Source organism: Rhodococcus sp. Z13 (assembly GCF_025837095.1).
GTDB classification, from domain to species: Bacteria; Actinomycetota; Actinomycetes; order Mycobacteriales; family Mycobacteriaceae; genus Rhodococcus; species Rhodococcus sacchari.
In genome coordinates this window covers 2,161,506-2,184,478 of the sequence record NZ_CP107551.1, presented here as the reverse complement: position 1 = coordinate 2,184,478, position 22,973 = coordinate 2,161,506, and the positions used below count along the sequence as shown (strand labels likewise).

The window sequence follows — 22,973 nt, the reverse complement described above, 5'->3', positions numbered from 1 at the left end:
CGGGGAAACGACAGACACCCGCTGGTGCCCTCTTTCGTGCACCCTGGACCCGAGGAAGACGTGTGACCGTTTCCCTGGGCGCGCCTGCGCGCGCCGATATCGCTGTTCCACCTGCTGCTGTTCGAACCACCCCTGTCGCCGCTCCACGCCCGAATCGTCGGCTCGGCATCGTTGCCATCGTGGTGTCCGCCACCGCGATGGGCGCGGCCGGCCTGTTCGGGCGCAAGGCCAGCCCGGACGGAGCGGTGCTCGGTGAGGCTCTGACCCTGGGCCGGATGGCGGTCGGCGCACTGGGCATGCTCGTGCTGCTCGCCGCCACCCGACGTCTCGGGCAGGTGCGCCGGGAGCGACTGTCGTGGTCGGTCGTGGGCGGCGGGGTGTTCCTCGGCCTGTCGCTGGCGACCTATCTGTCGGCGACGGTGCTGACCGATCTCTCCCGAGCGGTGGTGCTGCACTATCTCGGTCCGGTCGTCGCCACCGTCCTCGCCCGCGTCGTGTTGAAGGAACGGATCGCCCGACTCGATGCGCTGTCGATCGGTACCGCCTTCGCGGGCATGCTGCTCGCCGCGGGTTTCGTCGGCGGCGACGCGTCCAGCGGCGAGCACGAGACGCTCGGGACGGTGCTGGGTGTCGCGTCGGGCCTGTTCTACGGCGCCGCGCTGCTCTGCTATCGCTACCGCCGCGACATGCCGTCGGATGTGCGGTGCTTCTGGAACTTTGCGTTCGGCGCCGTCGCCACCGGCGCGATGGTCGTGGTGACCCGTCCCGACCTGTCGGGGATGACGACGGAGAACTGGATGTGGGCCGGCGGCTTCTTCGCCGTCTGCGGTCTACTCGCCCTGGGGCTGCTGGTGGTCGCCGGCAAGCACCTGCGTGCCGCCGAACTGTCCGGGCTGTCCTATCTGGAGGTCGTCGTCGCTCTCGCCGTGGGCATGCTCGCGTTCGGCGAGGCGGTCTCGACCCTCGCCGCACTGGGCGCCGGCCTGATCCTGCTGTCGATGGCACTACCACTGGTCGCGCGAGCGCGATGACGACGCGGGTGCGGGGCGCCCACTTCGGTGGCCGCCCCGCACCGTCTTCCGTCTACTGCTGGGAGTGCCGCGGCGCCGGGGCCTCGTCGGCGTCCTGCGCCGGCCAGGTCTGCGTGGGCGGCGTCGGGGTCGGCAGCGCCGCCTGATCGCCGCCCGGTCCGGTGTCCTGCTTCGGCGCGGCGGTCCGGACCGCCGGATCCACCGGGGTGCGGGCCACGGCCTCGGCTTCGGCGACGGCCTGCGCCACCTCGGGATCGCGCTTGGTGGTGAACCAGTCCTCGACCTCGGCCGAGTCGTCCTCGGGCCGTTCCAGATCCTCCTCGACGGGGCTGGGCTCGAACCGGAACACGCCGTCCTCGCCCTGCTGACCGAGGCTCCGCGCGAATCCTTCGAGCGCCTTGCCGAAATCGCTCGGCACCACCCACATCTTGTTCGCGTCGCCCTGCGCCATCTGCGGCAGGGTCTGCAGGTACTGGTAGGCGAGCAGTTCGGGGGTGGGGCGGGAGGACTTGATCGCGGCGAACACCTTCTCGATGGACTTCGCCTCGCCCTGTGCCTCGAGATAGCGGGCGGCGCGGTCGCCCTGCGCGCGCAGGATCCGCGACTGCCGGTCGGCCTCCGCCTCGAGGATCGCGGCCTGCTTCGCGCCCTCCGCGGAGAGGATGCGGGACTGCTTCTCGCCTTCGGCGGTCTTGATCGCCGACTCGCGATGACCCTCGGCCGTGAGGATCATGGCGCGCTTCTCACGGTCCGCCTTCATCTGCTTCTCCATCGACTCCTGGATCGACGGCGGCGGATCGATGCTCTTGAGCTCGACGCGAGCGACGCGCAGGCCCCACCGGCCGGTCGCCTCGTCGAGGACACCGCGGAGCTGCCCGTTGATCGAATCGCGGGAGGTGAGCGTCTGTTCCAGGGTCATCCCACCGACGACGTTGCGCAGCGTGGTGACCGTCAGCTGCTCGACGGCGGCGATGTAGTTGCTGATCTCGTAGACGGCGGCCTGCGGGTTCGTGACCTGGAAGTAGACGACCGTGTCGATGCTCAGGGTGAGGTTGTCCTCGGTGATGACGGGCTGCGGCGGGAAGGAGACCACGCGCTCGCGCAGATCGACCTTGTCGCGGATCCGGTCGACGAAGGGCACCAGGAAGGTCAGCTGGCCCGAGGCGGTGCGGTAGTACCGGCCCAGCCGTTCGATCACCGCAGCCTCCGCCTGCGGTACCAGCACCACCGACTTGGACACCAGGAGCACGACCAGTGCCACCACGACGGCGAGCACGATCAACGCTTCCATTCTCAGACCCCCCTCCATACGACGGCGGTCGCGCCGTCTATCTCCATCACCGTCACGGTCGTGCCCGGTTCGTACACCTCGGTGGCGTCGAGCGGCCGGGCCGTCCACACCTCACCGTCGATCTTGACCTGCCCCGAATGCTCCCCCACCCGCTCGAGCACGAGTGCGTGCTTGCCGGGCAGGGCCTCGACCCCGGTGGGCAGCGCGGGCGGCTGCGCATAGCGGCGCTGCAGCACCGGCCGCACCCCCAGCAGCAGCACCACCGAGGTCAGCGCGAAGATCACCGCATCGGTCCAGAGCGGCAGCTCGGTGAGTGCCGAGAACCCTGCAGTGACCACTGCGGCACCGCCGAGCATCAGCAGCGCGAAGTCGCCCGTGAGGGCTTCGCCGGCCGCCAACGCCAGGCCGGCGATCAACCAAATCAGTGCGGCCACGGTCACCATCGAACCACAAATCGGACATCGCGGCAGCAGCCCAGGTGAGAGCGGCCACAGGCCCCATTCGCGCCCTTCCGGGTTCGCGAGCAGGGAGGATCGCCGCCACTGGATTCGGTCAATCGATTGTTTCCGTCATGCCCGGAATCTGTTCCCCGTAACGATAGTTGGCTGAAACACGTCCTTCCCCGGATGTGAGATCGGTGATACCGTCCCCGAACTATGGGTATCACTCCGGTGCGTTCGCTCCTGGTAGGAGCACTGGTCGGCAACTCCTCCGATATCGACCCGACGGACACCGCGATCATGGAGGCGACGATCCGGTGCCTCAGCCGGCACGGCCTCGAACGGACCACGGTCGCGGACGTCGCAGCCGAGGCCGGGGTGGGACGGGCGACCGTCTTCCGCCGCTTCGACACCAAGGAGGAACTGCTCAGCCGCGCGTTCGCGTGGGAACTCGACCGCCTCGTCCGCTCCTTCCACGATGCGATCGACGACATCGAGGATCCCCTCGAGCGGGCCATCGAGTGGATCGTCGAAGCGGTACGCACGGTCCGCAACCATCCGGTGTCCCGCCGGTTCGTCGACGACGGTGCCGCCCTCCCGGTCCTCCACGACCCGCAGCTGACCACGATGCTGCTCGTGTCCGTGCGCCACGAACTCGAACTCACCGCGACGCACGCCGGGGTCGAGTTCGACACCGAGACCGCGGCGGAGATCGTCTCGCGCTTCTTCGCGAGCGTGTGGCTGGCACCCGAACTCGGTACCGCCACCGCCACCGACGACGGCGTGCGCCGGATCGCCAGGATCCTGCTGTCCTTCCTGAGTGCGCCGCCCTCCCCCTCCCCCTCCCCCGACGCCGAGTGACCACGGCACCCTTCCCACCGCCATCACCGCCATCGAGTCCGAGGAGCCCAGCGATGGACATCACTCCCGCACAGCGCGTTCCCGAGAACATCGAAGCCGACATTCCCGTCGCGCAGCGCACCTTCGTGCACCTGCTGGCGGACCGGCGCATCTGGCCCATGTTCCTGTTCCGCGCCCTGGCCCTGCAGGGCACGCACCCCACCGTCATGGCGGCTCTCGAACAGCACTCGAAGTCGTGGGACCGGCCCTCGGAACGCGCCGAGAACACCCTCGCCTACACCTATCGCATCTACTTCGGTGAGAACGTCGCCGAATCCGCGCGGGAACTGCGCGAGATGCACCGTCCCATCACCGGGCAGGACTACGAGGGACGCCGCTACCACGCGTGGAACCGCGACGTGTGGGCCTGGGTGCACCTGACCACCGTCGAATCGCTCCTCTACGCCATCGACGTGTGCTTCGGCCCGCAACCGCAGGACCGGGTCGAGGCCTTCTACCGGGAGAGCTGCCGCCTCGGCCGGCTGTTCGGGGTGCGCGAGGACGACATGCCCGCCGACGTCGCCGGCCTGCGCCGCTACGTCGAGGACGGGGTCCGGGAGAAGCTCGCGATGTCGCCCGGCACCCGCCGCATGCAGCAGCTCGTCGACGAGCAGGACGTCATCGCGACCCTCGAACCCAGGCTCGCGGAACTCCCCCGGCCCCTTCCGGCCGTGCTGAAGAAACTCACGGGCCGCCCGGTGAAGACGCTGATGTTCGGGGCGTTCCCCGAACACGTCCGGCAGATCTGGGGTGTGCCGTGGAGCGCCGCCCGCGAACGCGAGTTCCGGGCACTGCTGGCGTTCATGCTCCTCGCCTCCCGTACACTGCCCGCGCGCTTCCGGATGATCCCGGAAGCCCGTGCGGCTCTGGGGGTCTGACCGCCGACCACCGTCATCGTCTCCATATCCGTGACGGACACCGCCCGCGCTGCGGCACACCGCCGACCCCACCGGGTCGCGGTCTTCGCGCCGGGCCGCTCACCATCGCTTTTCTCAGGGGGATCCACATGACTTCGCACACCGCGGACGGCGCCGTCCCGGGCGCGCCGCCACACGGCACCGCAGGTGCACCACCTCGCGGGAACGCCTTCGCGGCACGCCTGGCCGAGTCGATGCGCACCTTCGGCCGCACCCTCCGGCTGGCGTTCCGCGCGACGGCCTACCTGATCGTCGACATCCTCCGTGGCCGCTTCCCGCTGCGGGAGGCGATCGTGCAGGGCTGGTTCTTCATCTCGGTGTCCGCGGTCCCGGCCGTGCTGGTGGCCCTGCCGCTCGGTGTCGTCATCGCCGTGCAGGTCGGCAGCATGACCGACAACGTCGGCGCCAACTCCATGGCCGGCGCGGTCGGCGGCATGGGTGTGATGCAGCAGATCGCCCCGCTGGCCGCGGCCCTGCTCATCGGCGGCGCCGGTGGTTCGGCGATCTCCGCGGACCTGGCCTCGCGCACCATCCGCGAGGAGATCGACGCGCTGCGCACCCTGGGCATCGACCCCCAGCGTCGTCTGGTCTCCCCCCGCATCCTGGCGATGGCGGTCGTCGCACCGATGCTGTCGGTGCTGATCATCCTCATGAGCATCGTCGCGAGCTTCGCGGTGGCCTCCCTCGGTCAGGGAGTCGCGCCGGGCTCGTACTGGCTGTCCTTCGGCAGCTTCGCCTCCACCACCGACCTGCTGGTGTGCCTGTTCAAGGCGGCGGTCTTCGGGTACGTGGTGGCGATCATCTCGAGCCAGCGCGGCCTCGAGGCCAAGGGCGGCCCGAAAGGCGTGGCCGACAGCGTCAATGCGGCCGTGGTGCTCAGCATCATCGCCTGCATGGTCGTCAACCTCTTCATCACCCAGGTGGTCCTGATGTTCGTCCCGATGAGGTTCCTCTGATGAGCGCCGCACAGAAGACCCCCGTCGCAACGCCGTCCCCCTATCTGCCCCGCGGCCTGCGGTGGACACGGCACGCCCGCCGGGGCTGGATCCCGATCGAGTCCCTCGGCGCCTACCTGCACTTCGTCGTCGTCTCGTTCCGCGGCATCGGGCACGCCCTGCGCCGCAACCGGCGACAGACCATCTCCATCTTCACCGACCTGACCTGGGGCAACGGCCGCGCCGTCATCGTCGGCGGCGGCGTGGCCCCGGTCCTGGCGATCCTCGGCGTGGTAGCCGGGGCGATGGTCGGTCTCGTCGGCTTCTCCGCCCTGGACATGCTCGGGATGGGTCCGCTGACCGGCGCGATGTCGGCACTGGCCAACCCGCGGGAACTCGCCCCGCTGATCGCCGCCATCGGGTTCGCCGCGCAGGCCGGCTGCCGGATCACCGCGGAGGTCGGCGCGATGCGGATCTCGGAGGAGATCGACGCGCTCGAGGCGCAGGCCATCGACTCGATCCCGTACGTCGTGTCCACCCGGCTCATCGCCGCGGTCGGAGCGGTCGTGCCGTCCTATCTCATCGCGCTCGCCCTCGGCTTCGCCGCGACCGGCGTGACGGTCACCGTCGTGCAGGGACAGGGATCCGGCGCCTACGACCACTACTTCCACATGTTCACCGAACCGGTCGACCTGATCTACTCGCTGATCAAGGTGGTGGTGTTCGTCCTGGTCGTGACGCTCGTGCACGCCTATCAGGGCTATCACGCGAGCGGCGGCCCCGAGGGGGTCGGCATCGCCTCCGGACGCGCCATCCGGGCAAGCCTCGTCCTGATCGTGACCACCGACATGGTGCTCACGCTCGTGATGTGGGGCCTCGACGCGACGATCAGTTTCTCGGGGTGAGGACCACGTGAGCAACGCACAGTACACGGCCTTCGGGCCTACCCGGCGCGGGCTGCGCATCCGCGGCCTCGCGGTCCTCGTCGCCGCCGCCGTGGTCGCCGCCGCGGCCTGGTGGGGAACGAAACCGGACCGCTCGGGCCAGGTCCAGTTCGCCGTCACCGCATCGAATCTCGGCGACGGTGTCTCCACCGACACCGCGGTCCGCCTGCGCGGCATGACGATCGGTTCGGTGGTCGACGTCGAGCCGCGGGGACCGCAACAGCAGGTCGTCACCCTCAGCGTCGACGAGAACCACCTCGACGAGCTGTCGTCGACGATGCACACCCGCTTCGTCTCGTCGAACATCTTCGGCTCCACGGCCTTCGAACTCATCCCCCGGCCGGGTGGGCAGCCGATCACCCCGGGCAGCACCCTCGACCTCGGCGACGTCGGCGACTACACCGTCACCACGGTGCTGCGCGACTCCGGGCGCCTGTTGCTCGACGTGGTGACACCACAGCTGTCCGACTCGATCGACAGCGCCGCCGAGCTGACCCAGCAGATGGCACCGTTGCTGGCCTCGTCGCTGCTGGTGATGCGGAACATCGCCCGCACCCAGAACGAGCCGCTGAGCGAACTGCTGCCGAAGTTCGCCGACGTCACCGAGGGGATCGCGGCGTTCACCCCGTCGGCGTTGAACACCCTGTCGGCGATCGCGTCCGTCGAGGAACTCGAGGACGACTTCCGCACCCAGCAGGCCAGCGAGACCATCACCGAGGTGTCGCACCTGGTGCTCGCCCTGTCCGGTGAGATCGTCGGTGCGCTGGGACCGACCTCGGATGCCGTGGACATGCTGCTCGACATCCTGATCCCGATGAACCAGAGCCTGCAGACGGTCGACCCCGACCAGGTCGCGCGGCTGACCGAGGGCGCCGGCGGTGCCCTGCACCGGCAGGGCGATCGTGTGGTGCTGGGAGTGGACGTGCTGGTCGACACCTTCCCCGCCTTCCGGGTTCCGCTCGAGACCACCGGAGGTACCCGATGAGGACTCCCCGACAGGCCGCGATCCGGCTGGTATTGCTCGCCGGCGTCGTCGCCCTGATCATCGTGTTGATCGTGCAGGCGATCGAACGTCCCGTCGGCGGCACGACCATCGCCTACAAGGCGCAGTTCGGTGACGTCTTCGGTCTGAAGGAGAACGCCGACGTGCGTCTGCGCGGCGTGCAGATCGGCAAGGTCACCGACATCTCGGTCTCCGACGGCAACCGTGCGCTCGTGGATTTCACCGTGCTCGAGGAGTACCGGCTGCGCGACACGGACCGGCTGCTCGTGAAGTTCCAGAACCTCACGGGCCAGCGTTATCTCGAACTGCAGCGCAGCGAGGAGGGCGGGCAGGAACTCGACCCGGCCGGCCTGGTGGTGAACACCGTCGACTCGTTCGACATCACCACGATCTTCAACGGCCTCAAACCGCTTCTGCGCGAAGCGGATCCGGCCGTGTACAACCGGCTGGCCACCAACGTCGCGGCGTTGATCGAAGGCAGTGAGTCCAGCCCGACCCCGGTCATGCGCGACATCGCCGAACTCGCGAGCTACGCCGAGGACCGCAGCGCCCTGATGAGCCGGCTCCTCGACAACTTCACCGCCCTCAACGACCGACTGGAGAGCCGATCCGAGAACCTCGAGAACATCCTCGAGGTCTTCCATTCGATCTTCACCCCCCTGGTGACACGCATGACCGAGTTCCTGTCCCTGACCGAGCTCGGCGCGATCGAGATGGCCGAGGTGGACCGCACCGTGAACCTGCTCTCCCAGTTGGGCCTCGGCGCCGAAACCGAGCACGACGGGTTCCTCGAACGCAACGACGACTTCATCCGCCGGGTGGACCAGGTGATCCCGGATCCGAAGACCGCGATCGACACGCTCACGGTGCTGCCCGGGATCTTCGAGGGAATCAACTCCCTCATCCCCCGCACCGACACGGCCCGGCAGTGCAGCAACGGCACGGTGCAACTGCCGATCGCCGCCGACGTCCTGCTCCAGGGCCGCGCCCTGACCGTCTGCAACGGAGGTGCCTGATGCGCACCCGCCTGTTCGGACGACTCGACTTCGGCGCCGAGGACGCCGATCCCCGCACCCAGATGTGGTGGGCGCTGTCGGGTCTGCTGGTGTTCGCCCTGATCGCCGGTGTCGTCCTCGCCCTGTACCTGCGTCCCGTCGGGGCACACACCTACCGGCTCGAACTGCCCGAGACCGCGGGTCTCGCGGCGGGCGACGACGTGCGCATCGCCGGGGTCCCGGTCGGGTCGGTGACCCGGACGAGCCTGGCGAACGACCACGTCGACGTCGAGTTCACCGTCGACTCCGAGCATTTCGTCGGCGACCAGACCTCCGTGTCGGTGCGGATGCTCACCCCGATCGGGGGCCTGTACCTCGCCCTGCACCCGGCCGGCCGGCAACCGCTGACCGAACCCATCCCGGCGAACCGCGCCGCCCTGCCGTTCCTGGTCGACGATATGTTCCAGGAGGCCACCGCCGTGGTCGAGGAACTCGACACCGGCGCGCTGCGCACCGCCCTCGACAAGACCGCCGCGCTGCTCGGCGAATCCCCGGATTCGGTACGCATCACCGTCACCGACCTCGAGTCGGTCATGGACGTCATGGCAACCCAGAAGGACCAGATCGAGAGCCTGCTCGAGCTGTCCAACGAGTACCTGCGCACCGCCAACGACAACAAGGAACTCGCACTCGAGATCATCCGGGGTTACGCCGTCCTCGGCCCGAACATCATCGAGGCCGCCGACGACGTGAGGATCTTCGCGGACGGGCTCTCCGGTCTCGCCGGACTGCTGTTCGACTTCCTCAGCGGCCCCTACCCGGAGAAGGTCGAGCCGATCATCCCCCACCTCGTGGAGGCCGGTGAGCGCGGCGCGGAACTGCAGGCGTCCGTCGAGTCCATGACGGCGTCCCTCCGCGAGACCCTCACGGGCCTGGCGGCCGTCGCCGGGCCCGAAGGCCAGGCCCTCGTCGACCAGAGCGGACTGACGGTCGAACGACCCGACGTCTGTCTCCCGAGGCCGGGAGTGCGGTGCTGATATGAGACCAGCCGATCTGCGACCAGCCGATCTGCGACCAGCCGACCTGCGACCAGCGATCATGAACACTCGACGACTCGTCCCCGCCGTGACGGTGGTGGCGCTGGCCGTGGCCGGCGCAACCGCCTTCACCGCGACCTCCCGCGACGACACCTCGATCTGCGCGTACTTCGAGGACTCATACGGCCTGTACCCCGGTTCGCCCGTGACGATCCGCGGGATCACGGTCGGCAGCGTCGACCGGGTCGAACCCGACGGCACACGGGTACGCGTCGACATGGCCGTCCACGACCGCGACCTGCCCGCCGAGACCGGCGCCGTGATCACCAACGCGTCGATCCTCACCGACCGGAGACTCGAACTCGTCGACGCCGATCCACGCCCCGGCCCGACCCTGTCGCCGGAGACGTGCATCGACACCGCCCGCACCCGCACCCCGGTCAGCGTCTCGGACGCGCTCGGCTCGTTCTCCGAGCTCGTGCGGAAGATGACCGAACGCGGACCCGACGGCACGGCGCCGTTCGAGTCGGCACTGCAGGACGCCGGCCGCGAGTTCGAGGGACTCGGCCCGACCCTCAACCGGGAACTGCGGGATCTCGCGGAGCTGCTGTCCTCCCCGGACAACTTCATGGACCAGCTCGGGCAGATCCTCGACAACTCCGCCGAGATGAGCTCGCTCCTCGTCGGCGACTGGGAGAACGTCAAGTCCACCATCGAAACGTTCGCGCCGGGCCTGGCCGGCATCGAGCAGATGCTGGTCGTGGCGAAGATCCTCGTCGAGAAACTGTCACTGGCCGTGGGCCCGCTCGACCGGTTGTTCAACGAGCACTTCCCCCACCTGATGAACGCGCTGAACTCGTCGCTGCCCACCCTGACGATGCTGCGCACCCAGGCGGAGAGCTCGAGCGAACTGCTCGCGACGATCCCCGGCACGCTGACCATGCTCGAGACGATGGTGCAGTCCCATCCGGGATCCGTCGCGATGGAACTCGATCCGGCCCGCGCCGAGGTACCCACCCCCGACGCTGCCCTGACCTGCGCGGCACTCGAACAGGTCGCCCCGGGCAGCTGCACCGTGGTGTCCTCCCGGTCGGTGGCGGTGCCGCTGCCCCAGTTGGTCCTGTCGACGATCGGAGCAACGCCGTGACCCGTTCGTTCCCCCGCTCCGACCACTCGAGGCGGCTCGGCCACCGCGCCCACACAGGGCGGCTCGGCCACCGCGCCCACACAGGGCGGCTCGGCCACCGCGCCCACACAGGGCGGTTCGTCGGCGCGATGCTCGCCGCGCTGCTCGTGCTGTGCGGGTGCAGTTTCGACCCCAGCGACCACGCACTGCCCGGCTCCGGGGTGCGCGGCCCGACCTACCGGCTCAACCTCGAGTTCGAGTCGTTGCTGAGCCTGCCCGCGGGCGCCGACGTCCGCAGCGGCGGCATCTCCGTCGGCACCCTGCGCGCGATCGACCTCGAACCGCACAGCGCCGTCGCACGCATCGACGTGCGCGACTCGGTGATCGTGCCGGCCGGCACCCGCGCCGAACTACGTCAGAACACGGCGCTCGGCGACATCTACATCGCGCTGCTGCCGCCGGAGAACGGCGGCGGCGCGCCCCTGCAGGACGGTGACACCATCCCGTTGAGCGACACCGATCCCGGCCCGCAGATCGAGGAGATGCTCGAGCGGATCGCGATGTTCGTCAACGGCGGCAGCATCACCCGGCTGCAGGACTCGATCGCCCGCCTCAACGAGGTGCTGCCCGAGGACCCCGCCGAGACCCGGGACCTGTCGGCGGTGATCTCGAACGACCTGAACGAGGCCGCCGCGAACATCGACCAGATCGACCGCATCGTGGTCGCCACCGACGACCTGTCCCAGCGGCTCGACGCCGCGCGCGACGACATCGGATTCCTGTTCTCCGACACCGCGCGCTACCGCCTCGACCGGGTGCCCTACTTCATGGAGGCCGTGCTCAACATCGTCATCGACGTGAACACGATGGTCACGGGCCTCGAATGGCTGATCCCGCGTCTGCCGCACATCAACGACAATCTCGAGACCCTCACGCCGCTGCTGCGCGAGCCGTCCCCCAACGCCGACGAACTGCGCGGCAACGCCGCCGAACTCGTCGCGCTGGTCGACGAGAAACTCGTGCCGTTCCTGCTCGAACCGGGGATCGACATCCGTGAGGTGACCATCGCCGGCGAGGAGGAGAGTCCCCTCGCCGACGGTCTGGTCCTCCTGCGCATGATCGGAGCTCTGCCGTGACCCGTATTCCCGCCTGGCTGTCCGCCCTCGCCCTGGTCGTGGTGATGACCCTCGGCAGCTGGTATCTCGTCGTCGGGGTGCTGCAGATCGACCCGACGCGCAGCCGCACCCACGCGATGGTCGACGTGCGCGACGCCGCCGGTCTGCGGACCGGCTCGAAGGTCGTCTACCGGGGTGTGAACATCGGCCGCGTGGACGGCATGGAGAACCTCGACGGGTTCGTCCGCCTGAACATCTCCTACGACGCCGAGCACCGCATCCCCGTCGACAGCACGATGCGGGTGGAGAACCTGTCGTCGCTCGGCGAGCCGGTGTTCTCGTTCCTGCCGGCGACCTCGCAGGGCCCCTATCTCGAGGACGGCGCGCACCTGACGGAGGTCGTGGAGCTGCCCACCTCGGTACCGGATCTGCTCGCGACCACCTCGGAACTGCTCGAACAGACCGACGCGGAGTCACTGAACGAGCTGGTCACGACGTTCACCGAGTCGGTGTCCGGGCTGCAGGAGACGATGCCGGCGGCCGCGCGCGGTGCGGAACTGCTGCTGGCGACCCTCACCCGGCACGACGGGTCACTGGAGACGGTGCTGAGCGACCTGATGTGGATGATGGGTGACGTCGACTGGGTGCGGCCCGCAATGGTCGCCGCACCGCCGATGCTCGACCAGTTCGGCGAAACCCTCGGCGTCTCCTACGAGTACCTGTTCGAAGGCTCGTCGGTGCTGCGCGGCAAGGAGGTCCTCGGGTCGTGGCGTCAGCAGGAGATCGAGCTCGCCGACTTCCTGAAGAAGATGGCACCCGAACTCGGCGCGATCGGGGTGGCGCTGCGACCGGCCACCCAGGCCACCGGATCCGTGGTGGGCCGGATGGATCTCGGTACTCTGCTCGAACAGGCCATCGCCACGCTACCGGGCGACAGCGTCCGATTCACCGTGAGCGTCCCCCGATGAAGAAGGAATACAGCGTCATGTCGAACACCGGCTCGGCCTCGAACACCGAGTTCCCCGAACAGGATCCGGCCACCACCGGCACCGGCACCGCGACGGCGGGCCCGGGCCGCGGCCTCACCTCCGCCCGCACCGCCTGGATCGTCGCGGCGCCGGCGGTCGTCGCCGCCGTGGTATTCGGGGCGCTGTGGGCGACCGACGACTCGTCCGAGCAGTTGCAGGCCCTGCAGAGCCGGCTCGACGTCGAAGCCGAGGCCGAAGCCGTCGCCTCCGAGTACGCGTTGAGCGTCTCCGAGGTCGACTTCCGGGACCTCGAGGGGTGGCGGGCCGCGCTGACCGACGGCGTCAGCGAACAGCTGACGCCGAAGCTCGAGGGTGCCGTCGACGTGGTGTCGCCGTGGCTGACGCAGATGGAGTACACCGCCGACGCGCGGCTGCTCGCCGCCGAGGCGTCGCACACCGACGGCGACACCTACGTGGTACAGGTGTTCGTCGACATGGTGTCGAAGAGCAAGCAGACCCCCGACGGGGTCGCCGCCACCGCGACCTACACGGTGACGATGGACCGCGCCTCCGACTGGACGATCGTCGACGTCGGCGGTGTCGGCACGGGCCTGCCCGGCACCGGGGACGCCCCCACGGAGACCGGCGGCCGCTGAGCCCGGCCCGAGCCCGGGGTGGGCTCAGCCCTCGTCGGATTCTGTGAGGGCTCAGCCCTCGTCGGATTCTGTGAGGGCTCAGCCCTCGTCGGGCTCGGTGACGAAGTCCACGAGACGTTCGACCGCACCGATGAGGTGCGATTCGAGGTCACGGAACGAGTTCACGGCGTCGTAGACGCGGCGCCAGCCGTCCTGCGGGGTGCCCCAGCCGAGCTCACGGCACACGCCGGTCTTCCAGTCCTCGCCGCGCGGGATCACGGGCCAGGCGTCGATACCCACGGCCTTCGGTTTCACCGCCTGCCACACGTCGATGTAGGGATGGCCGGTGACCATGACGTGCGGGCCGAGGTTCGCGGTGAGCCGCTCTTCCTTGGAACCGGTGACGAGGTGGTCGGCGAGGACACCGACGCGCCGGCCGGGCCCGGGGCCGAACTCGGCCAGCCGCGAACCGAGATTGTCGAGGCCCTCGAGCTGTTCGACGACCACACCCTCGACGCGCAGGTCGTGGCCCCACACCCGTTCGACGAGAGCGGCGTCGTGCACACCCTCCACCCAGATGCGGCTGCCCCGCGCGACCCGGGCCCGCAGTCCCTCGACGCGGGTGGACCCGGAGGCCGACCGGGCCGGTTGCGCGGCGGACCGAGCCTTCGGCTTGACGAGGGTGACAGGGGCACCATCGACGAGGAACGCCGCGGGGCGCATCGCGAACAGCCGGGTGCGGCCCTGGGCGTCCTCGAGCCGGACGAAGTCGCCGTCGTAGGTCTTCTCGAAGCCCACGACCGCACCGCACCAGCCGGAGGCGGCGTCCTCGACGACGACCCCGCGCTCGGCTTCGAGTTCGGGGACGGACTTCTTCTTCCTCCGGGTGTGACCGGCGAGGATGTCGCCGGCATACATGTCGCGTGGGCTCACGCCGACCCACGTTAGGACATCGTCCGAACCGGATCCGTCCGCCACGCCGGGCCACGGCACCCGTCCCGGTCGTATGCTTTGCGGGTGAGTTCTCCGAGCCTGACACTGACCGTCTGGGCCGGGTCGTGGTTGTCCGGGCACGCCGCACCCGACGACGTCATAGACGCTCTGCACGCGTGGGCTCCGATGCATCTGGTCGGCGCGCACGACGCGGCGGCGGCCGCCTCGGCCGGGTTGCCCGAGCGGGGTGTCTCCGACGGTGCGGCCCTGCTGCTCGCGCTGATCCGGCAGGTGGATTCGGCGGAGAGCGCGGGACTGCGGCTGGTGCTGCCGGCGCCCGGCGACGTGCGCGGTCTGCCGGCCGGCACGGATTTCGCGGGCGCGGCCCTCGCCACGGGTGAAGGTGTCGTCGTGGGTGCGCCGGGCGCCCCGGGGCTCGGGCTCGTCCCGCACCGGGAGGGCCCGGACGTGCTGCGCTGGAGCGTGTTCGCCCTGGAGTCGGTGCCCGAGTCCGCCGCGGACCGGGGTCTCGGGGAGGCCGAGTTCGCGATGCGCGAGGCCGTCCGCGACGCGGCGTCGGCGCTGACCGGTATCCCCACCGTCGGGACCGACGGTCGTCGTGCCGATCCCCGGGAGGAGATCGCCACCGAGGTGGCCGAACTCGCGCGGCACCGGTATCCGGGGTCGCTGCCGCCGCGCGCGGCGCGCATCCTCGACACCGCCGACCAGGTCGCGGCGATCCTCACCGTCGCCGGTCGCGGCGGTGGCCTGCGGGCCGGGTCCGCGTCGGCGACCGCCGGACGGGAGGCGGTGCTGCAGCCGTTGTGGACGGCGGTGCGGGAGGCGCGGGTGTGCGCGGTGACGGCCGCGCTGCGCGCCGAGCACCACCCCTGACGGCGGCTCAGGCGCGACGCGCGGTGACCAGCAGGTACTCCCAGTTCATCGCTCCCCCACCGATGTCGTGGCGCAGGGCGAGTTCGAGCAGGGCGCGGTCGAGGGCGGCAACGCGGTCGGGATCGTCGGCGATGTTGCGGTAGACCACGATCGTGGGTCCGTAGGTCGACTTGAAGAAGTCGAGGAAGTCCTCGGCGCTCGCGAACCGTTCGACGCGCAGGTTGTCGGTGCGCACCTCCAGGTCGGTGACGGCGTGCCCGAGCAGGTCGCGCACGTGGGTCTCGTCGCCCCACAGCGGCGGTGGTTGCGCACCCGGAGGGGGCGGCGGCGCATAGGGTTTCATGGTCGCGAACATCTGGCCGATGAACCCACCGGGGGTCCAGTTCAGCAGCCCGATGCGTCCGCCCGGGCGGGTGACGCGGAGCAGTTCGTCGGCGGCGAGACGGTGATGCGGCGCGAACATCACGCCGACGCAGGAGAGCACGGCGTCGAAGCTCGCGTCGTCGAAGGGCAGCGCCTCGGCGTCGGCTTCCTGCCAGGTCAGGGTCGCGCCGGCCGCGGCGGCCGCACGGCGGCCGGCGTCGAAGAGTTCGGGGGTCAGGTCGGTGGCGAGCACGTCGGCGCCGGCGAGTGCGGCCGGGATCGCGGCGTTGCCCGAGCCGGCGGCGACGTCGAGGACACGGTCTCCGGCAGCGATGCCGGTGGCGTCCACGAGGGTCGGGCCGAGGGTGGCGATGACCTCCGTCGCCACCGCGGGGTAGTCGCCGAGGGCCCACATGATGCGATGCTTGGCCTTGAGGGCACGGTCGGCGTCGGTGGCCCAGAGGCCGGGGGTCGTCGAGGTGTCGGTCATCGCGATTCCTCCTGTCGGATGCGATCGCGATCCGGCGCGGTGCCGGGTCACGTCTCGACTGTAGGAACGCGTGGAGATCCGCCTCCAGTACAGGATCTGTACCGCGCTCCCCCGGCGGGCCTACGATTCGACCATGGGTTCGCCCTACCACCAGTTCTGTCCCGTCGCCAAGGCGATGGAACTCTTCGACGAGCGGTGGACGCTGCTCGTGGTGCGTGAACTCGTCCTGGGCAGCGAACGCTTCAACGACCTGCGGCGCGGTCTGCCGCGGATGTCGCCGAGCCTGCTGTCGAAGCGGCTGCACCAGCTCACCGCGGCGGGCATCGTGCGGCGCGTGACCGACGGGTCCGAGGTGCGTTACGTGCTCACCCCGGCGGGCCGGGAACTCGAGACCGTCGTCGACGCGCTCGGGGCGTGGGGTGCCCGGTGGACGGGCCGGCTCGGCGACGCCGATCTCGATCCGAAACTGCTGATGTGGGACATGCACCGGCACGTCGACCACGCGCAGGTCCCCGAGGCCCGGGTGGTGGTGCAGTTCGTCTTCCCCGGGGTGACGCGGGCGTCGCGCCGGTGGTGGCTCGTGGTCACCGCCGACGACGTCGACGTGTGCGACGTCGACCCGGGTTTCGAGGTGTCGGTGACCGTCACCGCGAGGCTGCGCGAACTCACCGAGATCTGGCGGGGCGAAGCCACCTGGGAGGGTGCGCAGCGGTCGGGTGCGGTGACGATCGACGGGCCGTCGCCGCTGCGCCGCAGCCTGCCGCGTTGGTTCGTCTCCCCGCTCGCCGTCTGACGGTCAGCGCGAGGCCGCGGGACGCGTGGGCCGCTTGGGCGGCTCGCAGCAGCGTGCCGCGCACAGGCTGCCGTTGCAGCCCACCCCGAGCAGCGGCTCGGTGCCGCGGCGGCGGGCGGCGACGCCGTTCCGCTGCTCCTCGACGAGTTCGCGGACGAGCTGCGCGAAGCGCGGATCGGTTCCGGCGGTGCCGGCCCGCACGAAGCCCATGCCGTGCTCGGCGGCGCGGTCGCGGGCCTCGGTGTCGAGATCCCACACCACCTCGAGATGGTCGGAGACGAACCCGACGGGCACGACGACGACGGCCTCGGTGCCGCGCTCGTGCAGCGCGTCGATGTGGTCGACGATGTCGGGTTCGAGCCACGGCACCTGCGGCGGGCCGGACCGGGACTGCCACACCAGGTCGTAGTCGGCGACGCCGAGCGCTTCCGCGACGAGCCGCGCCGCCTCGGCGACCTGCCGGCTGTACAGGTGCCCGCCCGCCTCCGCCGGACCACCGGTGGCGTCGAAGGAGTTCGGGACGGAGTGCGCGGTGAACACCAGCCGCGCGGTGTCGCGCACCTCGTCGGGCAGTTCGACGCGGGCTGCGCGCACGGCGTCGGCGACCGCGTCGAGGAACAGCGGATGGTCGTAGAACTGGCGCAGCTTCGTCAGCTGCGGGGCGCCGTCGACGGCCTGGCGGGCCCGGGCGATGTCCTCGTGGTACTGCCGGCAGCCGGAGTAGCCGCCCCAGGCGGACGTCGCGAAGACCAGGGCGTTGCGGATGCCCTCGTCGCGCATGGCGGCGACGGTGTCCTCGACCATCGGGTGCCAGTTGCGGTTGCCGAAGTAGATCGGCAGATCGATGCCGTGGGCGTCGAACTCGGCGCGCACGGCGTCGATGATGGCGCGGTTGAGCGCGTTGATGGGCGAGACGCCCCCGAAGTGCAGGTAGTGCTCGGCGACCTCGTCGAGCCGCTCCGGCGGGATGCCGCGGCCGCGCGTGACGTTCTCGAGGAACGGGCGCACGTCGTCGGGTCCCTCCGGACCGCCGAAGGAGAGCACGAGCAGTGCGTCGTAGGGGGCGTTCTCGCTCATCGGATCAGGCCCCGAATCCGACCTGGGAGTGGAAGCCGCCGTCGACGTAGACGATCGACCCGGTGGTGCCGGGCAGCCAGTCGGACAGCACGGTGCACACGGTCTTGGCGACCGGGGTCGGGTCGTCGACGTCCCAGCCGATCGGGGACGCGGCGGCCCAGCCCTCGTTGAGGCGGTTCATCTCGGCGCCCGGGCCGGTCGCGTCGCCGGCGATGGCCTTGGCCGCGAGGGTCTTGATCGGGCCGGCGGCGACCAGGTTGGAGCGGATGCCGCGCGGGCCGACCTCCTTGGCGACGTAACGGTTCACGGCCTCCAGCGTGGCCTTCGAGACGCCCATCCAGTTGTAGAACGGCACGGCCCGCGACGGGTCGAAGTCCATGCCCACGATCGAGCCGCCCTCGTTCATCACCGGCAGGACGGCCTTGGCGAGCGCGGCGTAGGAGTAGGCCGACACCTCGACGGCGACGGCGACGTCGTTCCACGGGGCGTCCAGGAAGGGATTGCCCAGGCACGAGCGGGGTGCGAAGCCGATCGAGTGGACGACGCCGTCGAGACCCTCGGGTGCGAGTTCGCGGATCTTCTCGGCGAGACCCTCGAGGTGCTCGGGGTTCTGCACGTCGAGTTCGATCGCCGGGGGCACCGGCTGCGGCAGGCGCTGCGCGATACGGTCGATCAGCCGGAGCCGGTCGTAGCCGGTGATGATCACCTTCGCGCCCTGCTCCTGCGCGACCTTCGCGGTGTGGAACGCGATCGAGGCATCGGTGATGATGCCGGTGACGAGAATGGTCTTGCCCTCGAGCAGTCCGCCCATGAGTGTGTCGGTCCTCCAGTGAGATTCGGATGTGGTCGATGCGATCCGGTGTGGTCCGCGGGGACCGCCAGTGGCCCATACGGTCCCCGGGGGGACCGTCAGTGGCCCATGCCCATCCCGCCGTCCACGGGGATCACGGCGCCGGAGACGTAGGCGGAGTCCTCGGAGGCGAGGAAGCTGACGACGGCGGCGACGTCCTCGGGTCTGCCGAGCCGCTGCAGCGGGATGAACTTCTTCGCGGTGTCGCGCAGGTCGTCGGACAGGTCGGCGGTCATGTCGGTCTCGATGAAGCCCGGGGCGACGACGTTGGCCGTGATGGACCGGGAGCCGAGCTCGCGGGTGATCGAGCGGGCGAGGCCGACGAGACCGGCCTTCGAGGAGGCGTAGTTGATCTGGCCCGCCTGGCCGGCGAGACCGACGACGGAGCCGAGGAAGATCATCCGGCCCCAACGGCCCCGCAGCATCGCCCGGTTGGCGCGCTTGGCGCAGCGGAAGGCGCCGGTGAGGTTCGCGTCGAGTACCTTGGTGAACTGGTCCTCGGTCATGCGCATCAGCAGGGTGTCGTCGGTGATGCCGGCGTTGGCGACGAGCACCTCGACGGGACCCTGGTGTTCCTCGACCTCCTTGAACGCCGCGTCCACCGAGTCGGCGTCGGTGACGTCGCACCGGACACCGAACAGGCCCTCCGGCGCACCGGACCCGCGGTGGGTGACCGCGACCTTGTGGCCGTCGGCCTGCAGGCGGCGGGCCACGGCGAGGCCGATGCCCCGGTTACCTCCCGTGACGAGAACCGACCGGGGCGTTACCGCGCGCGCGGCGCTGCTGTCTGCGTCAGTCATGGGCTCCAACCTATCTGGTGATCGATCGGAGACGGAAACCGCTTCCCGGGCGCACAGTCGAGCGGATCAGGGCAGCCGCTGGCGGAGCACCATCGCCGCGACGAGCCCGCCCGCCACGCAGAGGGCACCGAGCAGCAGCCAGGGACGGCTGGCGTCGCCGCGGGTGGTCTCGTAGCCGATCTGCTCCTCGAGCGTGTCGTAGGCGTCCTCGAGTTCCTCGAGGCTCGACGCGGTGAAGAAGGTTCCGCCCGACAGGTTGGCGATCTCCTTGAGCGAGGGATCGTCGACGGGCACGGGGATGCGTTCGTCCTCGATGGTGACGGTGCCGGTCTCGGTGCCGAACGAGATCGTCGAGACGGGGATGCCCTTCTCGGCGGCCTGGCGGGCGGCGGTGAATCCTCCGCGGGGGTCGTCGGGGCTCTCGGGGACGGTCTGCTTGCCGTCGGACAGCAACACGATCCGGGCGGGTGGCGCCTGGTCGCTGCCGCCGAGCACCGCCGCGAGGGTGTCGATGGACTGCATGGCGGTGAAGATGGCCTCGCCGGTGGCGGTGCGCTCGCTCAGCTGCAGGTTGTCGATCGCGGTCTTGGTGGCCTCGCGGTTGGTGGTCGGTGAGACCAGCACCGAGGCGGTGCCGGAGAACGCGACGAGACCGAGGTTGATGCCGGGGGTCAGGTCGTCGGCGAACTGCTTCGCCGCCTCCTGCGCCGCCGCGAGGCGGGTGGGGGCGACGTCGGTGGCCTCCATGGACAGCGACACGTCGATGACGAGCACGACGGTGGCGCGGTTGCGCGGCACCCGCTGTTCGGCGGTCGGTCCGGCCAGTGCCACGGTGAGGAAGGTCAGGCCGACGAGCAGCAGCGCGATCGGGATGTGGCGGGCCCGGCCGGGCCGGTTGGGCGCGACCTTCTCGAGGAGTTCGAGGTTGGTGAAGCGCAGGGTGTTGGTGAGGCGTCTGCGCTGGACGATCACGTAGCCGACGCCGAGTGCGGCGACGACGAACAGCAGCAGCAGCCACCAGGGTGAGGTGAAGCCGGACAGGCTCATCGTCCCCCCTTCCGTGCGGGACCGGTGGGCGCGCCGTAGCTGTGGCGGCGGGCGGCGACGAACCGCACGATGTCGCCGATCCAGTCGCGGTCGGTCCGCAATGTCATCACGGGCGCTCCGCAGCTGCGCAACGCCTGGTGCACCGCGGCGCGATGCTCGGCGGCGGCCTGCGCGAAGTCGGCCTGCAGCTCGGGTGTGGTGGTGAACTCCCGGGTGCGTCCGGTCTCCGGGTCGTGGAGGACCACGTCGCCGAGATCGGGCAGCTCGAGGTCGCGCCGGTCGAGCACCTCGACGGCGAGCAGTTCGTGCCGCGCGGACAGGGCGCGCAGGGAGCGTTCCCAGTCGATCGGGCCGAGGAAGTCGCTGATGACGACGGCGAGACCGCGGCGGCGCTGGGGACGCCGCAGCGCCTCGATCACGCCGCGCAGGTCGCCGCGGGTGCCGTCCGGCGGGTGCGGGGTGGTCGCGACGGTGCGCAGCAGCGACTGGGCGTGCAGGCGGCCGCCGCGGGCGGGCATCCGGACGGAGTCGTGACCGGTGGAGATCACGGCGCCGATACGGTTGCCGCCACCGGTGGTCAGGTGCGCCAGCGCGGCGACCGCGGCGACGGCCAGGTCGCGTTTCTCGCAGGCCCCGGTGCCGAAGTCGAGGCTGGCCGACATGTCGATCGCCAGCCACGTCTCGAGTTCGCGGTCGGCGACGGTCTGCCGCACGTGCGGGTGGGTGGTGCGGGCGGTGACGGACCAGTCCATCTGCCGCACGTCGTCGCCGGGCTGGTACTCGCGGGCGTCGCCGGGTTCGGAGCCCGGCCCGGGGATCAGCCCGAGATGGTCGCCGTGCAGAACACCGTCGAGCCGGCGCCGCACGGTGAGCTCGAGGGTGCGCAACGCCGCCGTGAGGGCGGGGTCGCGCAGTTCACCGGACCGGAACGTCGGTGGCGCTCCGTCGTGACGACGTGTGCTCACCGCGGGCCTGTGCCCGCCTGGGGACCGGGGGCGCCGACGGGAGGTTGTGCACCGGCAGGAGGTCGAGGCCCGACCGGCTGCTGCGGGGCGGGTCCGGCCGGGACCGGCACGTTGGCCTGCGGGGCGACCTGCGGCAGCCCGACGGTCTGCAGGATCCGGGTGATGATCCGGTCCGCCGACACGTCGTCGGCGAGCGCGTCGTAGGACAGCACGAGCCGGTGCCGGAGCACGTCGGGGATGACGTCGACGATGTCCTGCGGCACGACGTAGTCGCGGCCGCGCACGAGGGCGAGGGCCCGGGCCGCGGAGATGATGCCGAGGGTCGCGCGCGGGGAGGCGCCGTAGGCGATCCAGCCCTGCACGTCGTGCAGGCCGAGATCGGCGGGCTGCCGCGTCGCGAAGATGACCCGCACGACGTAGTCGACGAGCGCGTGGTGCACGAAGACCCGGCCGGCGATCTTCTGCAGCCGCAGCAGCTGCTCGTTGTCGAGCACCTGCTTCGGTTCCGGTGCGGCGACGCCCATCCGGTAGACGATCTCGCGTTCCTCCTCGACCGTGGGGTAGTCGACGAGCACCTTGAACAGGAAGCGGTCGCGCTGCGCCTCGGGCAGCGGGTAGACGCCCTCGTTCTCGATCGGGTTCTGGGTGGCCATCACCAGGAACGGTTCCGGCATCGGGAAGGTCCTGCCGCCGATGGTGACGTGGCGTTCGGCCATCACCTCGAGCAGCGCCGACTGCACCTTGGCGGGGGCACGGTTGATCTCGTCGGCGAGCACGAAGTTCGCGACGACGGGGCCGAGTTCGGTGTCGAACTCCTCGCGGCCCTGCCGGTAGATGCGGGTGCCGATGAGGTCGGTGGGCACGAGGTCGGGGGTGAACTGCACGCGGGAGAACGACCCGCCGACCACCTTGGCGAAGGTCTCGACCGCGAGGGTCTTCGCGACACCCGGTACACCCTCGAGCAGCACGTGGCCGCGGGCGAGCACACCGACGAGCATGCGTTCGACGAGCAGGTCCTGGCCGACGATCACGCGCTTGACCTCGTAGATGGCGCGTTCGAGGAGCCGGACGTCCTCGGCCGGGTCGTACGCCTTCTCGGTGACGTCGCTCTCGGGGGCGTCGACCTTCGCCGCATCGGCCTTCTTCGGGTCGGCCTTGTCGGTGCCGGTCTTCGGGGAGTCGATCCGTTTCGTGGTGTCCACCGTGGGTTCCGCCGACGCGGACGACGACCCGGGCTGCTGTGCGGGGGTGTCCTTCCGAGTCGCGGCCGCTCCCCCTGCGGTCCGGTCGTTCTTCCGTTCGTCACTGCCGCCCTGGTTGCCCGGCGTTGCCGAACCCGACGTCCCACCCTCGCGTGAGGTCACCAAGAATCCACCGCTTTCGCCTACGTTGCTCCGCTGGAAATCACCTGCCGCACCACTATG

General features: G+C 70.3%; 24 protein-coding genes. 14 read left to right on the top strand and 10 right to left on the bottom strand.

Annotated elements, in window-relative coordinates:
• Positions 1-62 precede the first annotated feature (62 nt).
• Positions 63-1,031, top strand: a complete 969-nt coding sequence (locus OED52_RS10045) for a DMT family transporter (protein ID WP_264154477.1) — start codon at positions 63-65, stop codon at positions 1,029-1,031.
• Between the two features lie 52 nt (positions 1,032-1,083).
• Here OED52_RS10045 and OED52_RS10040 read toward each other — a convergent pair whose 3' ends face one another.
• Both OED52_RS10040 and OED52_RS10035 read right to left on the bottom strand, forming a co-directional pair.
• On the bottom strand, positions 1,084-2,322 hold the full coding sequence (locus OED52_RS10040) for an SPFH domain-containing protein (protein WP_264154476.1): 1,239 nt from the start codon (positions 2,320-2,322) through the stop codon (positions 1,084-1,086).
• Between the two features lie 2 nt (positions 2,323-2,324).
• The gene (locus tag OED52_RS10035) at positions 2,325-2,765 is read right to left on the bottom strand and encodes an NfeD family protein (protein ID WP_264154475.1); all 441 of its coding nucleotides are present in this window, start codon (positions 2,763-2,765) and stop codon (positions 2,325-2,327) included.
• A gap of 213 nt (positions 2,766-2,978) precedes the next feature.
• Here OED52_RS10035 and OED52_RS10030 point away from each other — a divergent pair, with 213 nt between their 5' ends.
• The 11 genes from OED52_RS10030 to OED52_RS09980 all read left to right on the top strand — a co-directional run bounded on the left by OED52_RS10030 (position 2,979) and on the right by OED52_RS09980 (position 13,358).
• A complete protein-coding gene (locus OED52_RS10030; RefSeq protein WP_264154474.1) occupies positions 2,979-3,623 on the top strand; it encodes a TetR/AcrR family transcriptional regulator in 645 nt (214 codons plus the stop codon).
• Positions 3,624-3,676: 53 nt separating this feature from the next.
• Positions 3,677-4,540, top strand: a complete 864-nt coding sequence (locus tag OED52_RS10025; RefSeq protein WP_264154473.1) for an oxygenase MpaB family protein — start codon at positions 3,677-3,679, stop codon at positions 4,538-4,540.
• 233 nt (positions 4,541-4,773) lie between these two features.
• Positions 4,774-5,535 carry an MlaE family ABC transporter permease gene (locus OED52_RS10020; protein ID WP_264154645.1) on the top strand — a complete coding sequence of 254 codons (762 nt, stop codon included), beginning with the start codon at positions 4,774-4,776 and terminating at the stop codon, positions 5,533-5,535.
• A complete protein-coding gene (locus OED52_RS10015) occupies positions 5,535-6,419 on the top strand; it encodes an ABC transporter permease (RefSeq protein WP_264154472.1) in 885 nt (294 codons plus the stop codon). The genes OED52_RS10020 and OED52_RS10015 overlap by 1 nt, the downstream gene beginning before the upstream one ends.
• Before the next feature lie 7 nt (positions 6,420-6,426).
• The gene (locus OED52_RS10010) at positions 6,427-7,443 is read left to right on the top strand and encodes an MlaD family protein (protein WP_264154471.1); all 1,017 of its coding nucleotides are present in this window, start codon (positions 6,427-6,429) and stop codon (positions 7,441-7,443) included.
• Positions 7,440-8,477: an MlaD family protein gene (locus OED52_RS10005; protein ID WP_264154470.1), complete on the top strand. Its 1,038-nt coding sequence runs from the start codon at positions 7,440-7,442 to the stop codon at positions 8,475-8,477. The genes OED52_RS10010 and OED52_RS10005 overlap by 4 nt, the downstream gene beginning before the upstream one ends.
• Positions 8,477-9,493: an MlaD family protein gene (locus OED52_RS10000; RefSeq protein ID WP_264154469.1), complete on the top strand. Its 1,017-nt coding sequence runs from the start codon at positions 8,477-8,479 to the stop codon at positions 9,491-9,493. The genes OED52_RS10005 and OED52_RS10000 overlap by 1 nt, the downstream gene beginning before the upstream one ends.
• A 61-nt stretch (positions 9,494-9,554) precedes the next feature.
• On the top strand, positions 9,555-10,640 hold the full coding sequence (locus OED52_RS09995; RefSeq protein ID WP_264154468.1) for an MCE family protein: 1,086 nt from the start codon (positions 9,555-9,557) through the stop codon (positions 10,638-10,640).
• Positions 10,637-11,755: an MlaD family protein gene (locus tag OED52_RS09990; RefSeq protein WP_264154467.1), complete on the top strand. Its 1,119-nt coding sequence runs from the start codon at positions 10,637-10,639 to the stop codon at positions 11,753-11,755. Before OED52_RS09995 ends, OED52_RS09990 begins: the two co-directional genes overlap by 4 nt.
• A complete protein-coding gene (locus OED52_RS09985) occupies positions 11,752-12,702 on the top strand; it encodes an MlaD family protein (protein WP_264154466.1) in 951 nt (316 codons plus the stop codon). The genes OED52_RS09990 and OED52_RS09985 overlap by 4 nt, the downstream gene beginning before the upstream one ends.
• A complete protein-coding gene (locus OED52_RS09980; RefSeq protein ID WP_264154465.1) occupies positions 12,699-13,358 on the top strand; it encodes a hypothetical protein in 660 nt (219 codons plus the stop codon). The genes OED52_RS09985 and OED52_RS09980 overlap by 4 nt, the downstream gene beginning before the upstream one ends.
• A gap of 78 nt (positions 13,359-13,436) precedes the next feature.
• On the opposite strand, the gene OED52_RS09975 is transcribed toward OED52_RS09980, so the two are convergent.
• Complete coding sequence (locus OED52_RS09975) at positions 13,437-14,255, bottom strand: DUF3097 domain-containing protein (RefSeq protein WP_413247759.1); 819 nt, start codon at positions 14,253-14,255, stop codon at positions 13,437-13,439.
• 99 nt (positions 14,256-14,354) lie between these two features.
• On the opposite strand from OED52_RS09975, the gene OED52_RS09970 reads away from it, so the two are divergent.
• Positions 14,355-15,164: a hypothetical protein gene (locus OED52_RS09970; RefSeq protein WP_264154463.1), complete on the top strand. Its 810-nt coding sequence runs from the start codon at positions 14,355-14,357 to the stop codon at positions 15,162-15,164.
• Positions 15,165-15,171: 7 nt separating this feature from the next.
• Here OED52_RS09970 and OED52_RS09965 read toward each other — a convergent pair whose 3' ends face one another.
• Entirely contained in the window at positions 15,172-16,017 is an 846-nt protein-coding gene (locus tag OED52_RS09965; RefSeq protein ID WP_264154462.1) for a class I SAM-dependent methyltransferase, read from the bottom strand.
• A gap of 133 nt (positions 16,018-16,150) precedes the next feature.
• Here OED52_RS09965 and OED52_RS09960 point away from each other — a divergent pair, with 133 nt between their 5' ends.
• Positions 16,151-16,810: a winged helix-turn-helix transcriptional regulator gene (locus OED52_RS09960; RefSeq protein ID WP_264154461.1), complete on the top strand. Its 660-nt coding sequence runs from the start codon at positions 16,151-16,153 to the stop codon at positions 16,808-16,810.
• A gap of 3 nt (positions 16,811-16,813) precedes the next feature.
• Here OED52_RS09960 and OED52_RS09955 read toward each other — a convergent pair whose 3' ends face one another.
• From OED52_RS09955 to OED52_RS09930, 6 genes are all read right to left on the bottom strand, one after another.
• Positions 16,814-17,887, bottom strand: coding sequence for a ferrochelatase (locus tag OED52_RS09955; protein WP_264154460.1), 1,074 nt, complete (start codon positions 17,885-17,887; stop codon positions 16,814-16,816).
• Between the two features lie 4 nt (positions 17,888-17,891).
• On the bottom strand, positions 17,892-18,698 hold the full coding sequence (inhA, locus tag OED52_RS09950; protein ID WP_264154459.1) for an NADH-dependent enoyl-ACP reductase InhA: 807 nt from the start codon (positions 18,696-18,698) through the stop codon (positions 17,892-17,894).
• 98 nt (positions 18,699-18,796) lie between these two features.
• Positions 18,797-19,537: a 3-oxoacyl-ACP reductase FabG1 gene (gene fabG1, locus OED52_RS09945; protein ID WP_264154458.1), complete on the bottom strand. Its 741-nt coding sequence runs from the start codon at positions 19,535-19,537 to the stop codon at positions 18,797-18,799.
• A 66-nt stretch (positions 19,538-19,603) separates the two neighbouring features.
• Positions 19,604-20,584, bottom strand: a complete 981-nt coding sequence (locus OED52_RS09940; RefSeq protein WP_264154457.1) for a VWA domain-containing protein — start codon at positions 20,582-20,584, stop codon at positions 19,604-19,606.
• The gene (locus OED52_RS09935) at positions 20,581-21,549 is read right to left on the bottom strand and encodes a DUF58 domain-containing protein (protein WP_264154456.1); all 969 of its coding nucleotides are present in this window, start codon (positions 21,547-21,549) and stop codon (positions 20,581-20,583) included. Before OED52_RS09935 ends, OED52_RS09940 begins: the two co-directional genes overlap by 4 nt.
• Positions 21,546-22,913: an AAA family ATPase gene (locus tag OED52_RS09930; RefSeq protein WP_264154455.1), complete on the bottom strand. Its 1,368-nt coding sequence runs from the start codon at positions 22,911-22,913 to the stop codon at positions 21,546-21,548. Before OED52_RS09930 ends, OED52_RS09935 begins: the two co-directional genes overlap by 4 nt.
• Positions 22,914-22,973 lie beyond the last annotated feature (60 nt).

What these genes read in the sequence shown, in the direction of transcription:
- OED52_RS10025 (WP_264154473.1), top strand. Translation starts at nt 3,677, where the DNA reads ATGGACATCACTCCCGCACAGCGCGTTCCCGAGAACATCGAAGCCGAC.
- OED52_RS09940 (WP_264154457.1), bottom strand. Translation starts at nt 20,584, where the DNA reads ATGAGCCTGTCCGGCTTCACCTCACCCTGGTGGCTGCTGCTGCTGTTC.
- OED52_RS10000 (WP_264154469.1), top strand. Translation starts at nt 8,477, where the DNA reads ATGCGCACCCGCCTGTTCGGACGACTCGACTTCGGCGCCGAGGACGCC.
- OED52_RS09960 (WP_264154461.1), top strand. Translation starts at nt 16,151, where the DNA reads ATGGGTTCGCCCTACCACCAGTTCTGTCCCGTCGCCAAGGCGATGGAA.
- fabG1 (WP_264154458.1), bottom strand. Translation starts at nt 19,537, where the DNA reads ATGACTGACGCAGACAGCAGCGCCGCGCGCGCGGTAACGCCCCGGTCG.
- OED52_RS10030 (WP_264154474.1), top strand. Translation starts at nt 2,979, where the DNA reads ATGGGTATCACTCCGGTGCGTTCGCTCCTGGTAGGAGCACTGGTCGGC.
- inhA (WP_264154459.1), bottom strand. Translation starts at nt 18,698, where the DNA reads ATGGGCGGACTGCTCGAGGGCAAGACCATTCTCGTCACCGGCATCATC.
- OED52_RS09965 (WP_264154462.1), bottom strand. Translation starts at nt 16,017, where the DNA reads ATGACCGACACCTCGACGACCCCCGGCCTCTGGGCCACCGACGCCGAC.
- OED52_RS10005 (WP_264154470.1), top strand. Translation starts at nt 7,440, where the DNA reads ATGAGGACTCCCCGACAGGCCGCGATCCGGCTGGTATTGCTCGCCGGC.
- OED52_RS10020 (WP_264154645.1), top strand. Translation starts at nt 4,774, where the DNA reads ATGCGCACCTTCGGCCGCACCCTCCGGCTGGCGTTCCGCGCGACGGCC.
- OED52_RS09980 (WP_264154465.1), top strand. Translation starts at nt 12,699, where the DNA reads ATGAAGAAGGAATACAGCGTCATGTCGAACACCGGCTCGGCCTCGAAC.
- OED52_RS10040 (WP_264154476.1), bottom strand. Translation starts at nt 2,322, where the DNA reads ATGGAAGCGTTGATCGTGCTCGCCGTCGTGGTGGCACTGGTCGTGCTC.
- OED52_RS09995 (WP_264154468.1), top strand. Translation starts at nt 9,555, where the DNA reads ATGAACACTCGACGACTCGTCCCCGCCGTGACGGTGGTGGCGCTGGCC.
- OED52_RS10015 (WP_264154472.1), top strand. Translation starts at nt 5,535, where the DNA reads ATGAGCGCCGCACAGAAGACCCCCGTCGCAACGCCGTCCCCCTATCTG.
- OED52_RS09955 (WP_264154460.1), bottom strand. Translation starts at nt 17,887, where the DNA reads ATGAGCGAGAACGCCCCCTACGACGCACTGCTCGTGCTCTCCTTCGGC.
- OED52_RS10035 (WP_264154475.1), bottom strand. Translation starts at nt 2,765, where the DNA reads ATGGTGACCGTGGCCGCACTGATTTGGTTGATCGCCGGCCTGGCGTTG.
- OED52_RS09975 (WP_413247759.1), bottom strand. Translation starts at nt 14,255, where the DNA reads ATGTATGCCGGCGACATCCTCGCCGGTCACACCCGGAGGAAGAAGAAG.